The sequence below is a fragment of the uncultured Megasphaera sp. genome, from assembly GCF_958350005.1.
Lineage (GTDB): Bacteria > Bacillota > Negativicutes > Veillonellales > Megasphaeraceae > Megasphaera.
The window spans coordinates 1-3646 of the sequence record NZ_CATWFF010000193.1; the positions used below are offsets into that span (position 1 = coordinate 1).

Genomic DNA, 3646 nt, shown 5'->3' on the forward strand with positions numbered 1-3646 from the left:
AGTCAGGACGGAAATAGCGGCCGCTCCGGCCTGTTCGTATTCCCGGGCAATGTCTACATAGGGAAAGTCCGGCGCAATAAGGCCTTTCGACGGCGACGCCTTCTTGACTTCGCAGATAAAGGACAATCCTGGCTTCCCCAGAGCCCGGGCAAAGGGAAAGCCTTCTTTTTTCGGTGCTCCCAGGGCTTTCTCTTTCATCTGTTCCAGAGAGACGCGCTGTTTATCTTCTTCCAGCCGTCTGGCTACGGCAGCTGTAATATCGTCTAAGATCATAGGCCCTCCTATACCAACTTACTCTGAGCAACGAAGGCATCGAGGGCGGCCAGGGCCTTGCCGCTGTCAATGAGCTGACCAGCCAGGGCGATGCCGTCAGCCAGAGAAGCCGCTTTGCCGCTGACATACAGGCCGGCACCGGCGTTGAGGACGACAGCGGTCCGTTTCGTTCCCTGTTCGCCGCTCAGGACGCTGCGCGTAATAGCCGCGTTTTCTGCTGGTGAGCCGCCGACAATATCGGCTTTTTTGCCCCGTGCCAGGCCGAACTGTTCCGGTTCAATCGTATAGGTTTTGAAATCATCGCCGTCAAATTCGCAGACCTTCGTCGGTGCTGACGCGGAAATTTCGTCCATTACGTCCGTGCCGAATACGGCCATGCCCTTTTTGACGCCCAGGCCGTGAAGGACGCGGGCCAATGGTTCGACCAGGCTTTCGTCGTATACACCGAGGACCTGATGGTCTGCATGGGCCGGATTGGTCAGGGGCCCAAGCAGGTTGAATACGGTGGGCACGCTCAGTTCTCTGCGTACCGGGCCGACGTACTTCATAGCCGAATGGAACTGCTGGGCAAAGAGGAAACAGAAGCCCGTCGTATCCAGCAGTTTGACGCACTGTTCCGGCGTCAGGGCAATCTTGGCGCCCAGCGCTTCCAGCACGTCGGCGGCGCCGCTCTTGGACGTTGCCGCCCGGTTGCCGTGCTTGGCTACTTTGCAGCCTGCAGCGGCGCAGACAAAGGCGGACGTCGTGGAAATGTTGAAAGAATGGGATTTATCGCCGCCAGTACCGACGATTTCCAGGCGCCCCGGTTCTTCCGGAAAAGCCAGGGCATGGGCCCGCATGGATTTGGCGCAGGCCGTAATTTCCGTGACGGTCGCTCCCTTTTCCTGAAGGGCTACGAGAAAGGCCGCTGTCTGTACAGGCGTCGTCTTGCCGCCCATGATTTCGTTCATAACGGTAATGGTTTCTTCCATCATCAAATCCTGCCGGCCTACGAGTTTGGCCGTTGCTTCCTGTATCATGTCAACTCCCCCTTATATATACATCTTACATTTGTAAAAAGTTCTGTACCATCAGCGGGCCTTCCGGCGTCAAAATCGATTCCGGATGGAACTGCAGCCCATAGAGGGCGTACTTCTTATGGCCGACAGCCATGATTTCCTTATCTGCCGTTTCGGCCAGCACTTCCAGCTCATCAGGCAACGTTGCCGCATCAACAGCCAGAGAATGATAGCGGCCTACGTCCACTTCTTCCGGCAGCCCTTTAAACAGGGGGCTGTCGGTCCGCAGCTTGGCAACGGACTGCTTGCCGTGCATGAGCTGGCTGGCGTAGATAATCTTGCCGCCAAAGGCTTCGCAAATGGCCTGATGGCCAAGGCACACGCCCAGGATAGGGACTTTGCCGGCAAAGCAGCGGATTGCTTCTTCGCAGATGCCGGCATCGGCCGGACGGCCCGGGCCCGGTGAAATGACCAGATGGTCCGGCTTCATAGCCGCCACTTCAGCGACGGTCTTTTCATCATTGCGGATTACCGTAATATCTGGATTAAACTGTCCCAGGAGCTGATACAAATTGTATGAAAAACTGTCATAATTATCAATTAATACGATCATTTGTCTATTCCTCCATTGGCCTGCTGAATGGCCGTCACGACGGCTTTGGCTTTATTAATGCATTCCTGATATTCCTTTTCGGGCACACTGTCGGCGACGATGCCGGCGCCGGAGCGCACGAAGAGGCGGTCCCCTTTCTTATAGGCCAGGCGAATGCCGATGCACGTATCCATGTTGCCTGTAAAATCGATGTAGCCAATGGCGCCGCCGTAGACGCCGCGCTTTTCCCCTTCCAGCTCGTCAATAATCTGGCAGGCCCGGATTTTCGGTGCTCCTGACAAAGTGCCGGCCGGCAGGACCGAGCCGATGGCGTCGACAGCGGTCTTGTCCGGGCGAATGGTGCTGCTGACAGTGGAACCAATGTGCATGACGTGGGAGAACCGCAGGATGTCGAGATATTTTTCGACGTGAACGGAACCGAATTCGCTGATGCGGCCCAGGTCATTGCGGCCCAGGTCGACGAGCATGTTGTGTTCTGCCAGTTCCTTGGGATTGTGGAGCAGTTCCTGTTCCAGCGCTTCATCTTCCTGGGGCGTTGCGCCGCGGGGCCGCGTGCCGGCCAGGGGGAAGGTGAACAGCGTGCCGTTCTGCAGGCGCGTCAGCGTTTCCGGAGAGGACCCGGCCAGTTCCAGATCGTCGCCGGAAAAATAGAACATGTACGGCGACGGATTAACCGTCCGCAGAACGCGGTACGTATCGAAGAGGCTGCCTGTGGCCCTGGCTTCCAGACGGTTGGACAGGACGACCTGGAAAATATCGCCTTCGCGGATATATTCCTTCCCTTTTTCCACCATGCCGCAGTAGGCGTCTTCTGAAAAGAGGGGCTTGAAATCGCTTTCCAGGCGGAGCGGTTCCGGTTCAGCCTTTTCCCCGTCCCGCAGGAGCTGTTCCATCCGGTCCAGTTCCAGCAGGGCTTTGTGGTAATTTTCTTCCGGCGCATCGAGGCGGACGTTGGCAATGAGGATAATCTGCTGTTTCAGGTTGTCGAAGACGATGACGTTTTCAAACAGGAGCAGGTCGAAATCGAGGATGGCTTCGTCATCATCGGCTTCCAGCTTCAGCGACGGTTCGGCGTATTTGATATAGTCATAGGAAAAGTAGCCGACCAGGCCGCCTGTGAACGGCGGCATTCCTTCGATCTGCGGTGCCGTGTTGTCTGCCAGAACCTGGCGGATGAAGTCGTCGGGCTTTTCCGAGCGAATGGCCACATCTGTACCGGCTTTCAGATGGACTACGTTGTCCTTGCAGGTCAGTTCCATCTGCGGGTCATAGCCGAGGAAGGTGTAACGGCCCCAGCGCTTGGCATCTTCCATGCTTTCCAGCAGATAGCAGCGGGAGCTGACGTTTTTTAAAATCCGCAGGGCCTCGACAGGCGTCCGGATATCCGAAAAAATACGGCGGCTCACTGGCGCGACTTTATACGTGTTTCCATATGCTTTCAGTTGTTCCAACGACATCATCTTGACGATTCCTCCTATACAAAAAAATCCGTCCATGACAAATTTCTCGATTTGTCAAGGACGGATACATGTTCCGCGGTGCCACCTTGCTTCAGGATAGTTCCTACTCTCGACGGAATACCAACATATTCCCGGCAACTGACGTATGCCTTCACGTCGCAGAATACTCAGCCTCAGCCTTTGACTGCGCCCTCAGCGGTCCATTTAACGCGCTGCGTCCGACCGGCTCTCAGCTCCCCGGCTCTCTGTACGTGCACGACTTCGTTTTTACTTCCGCCTCAATGGTTTCCATGGACAGTGTT

The 3646-nt window shown here is 56.1% G+C and carries 3 protein-coding genes and 1 pseudogene; all 4 read right to left on the reverse strand.

The annotated features are described in order from the left end of the window. A pseudogene (locus Q3886_RS09295) lies at window positions 1–273 on the reverse strand (indole-3-glycerol-phosphate synthase TrpC); the annotation flags it as partial. A gap of 8 nt (window positions 274–281) precedes the next feature. After that, complete coding sequence (gene trpD, locus Q3886_RS09300) at window positions 282–1292, reverse strand: anthranilate phosphoribosyltransferase (protein WP_301861147.1); 1011 nt, start codon at window positions 1290–1292, stop codon at window positions 282–284. Between the two features lie 25 nt (window positions 1293–1317). Then, window positions 1318–1884 (reverse strand): aminodeoxychorismate/anthranilate synthase component II, encoded by a 567-nt coding sequence (locus Q3886_RS09305; RefSeq protein WP_301861148.1) that lies wholly within the window; start codon window positions 1882–1884, stop codon window positions 1318–1320. Then, on the reverse strand, window positions 1881–3344 hold the full coding sequence (gene trpE, locus Q3886_RS09310) for an anthranilate synthase component I (protein ID WP_301861150.1): 1464 nt from the start codon (window positions 3342–3344) through the stop codon (window positions 1881–1883). Before trpE ends, Q3886_RS09305 begins: the two co-directional genes overlap by 4 nt. Between the last annotated feature and the right edge of the window lie 302 nt (window positions 3345–3646).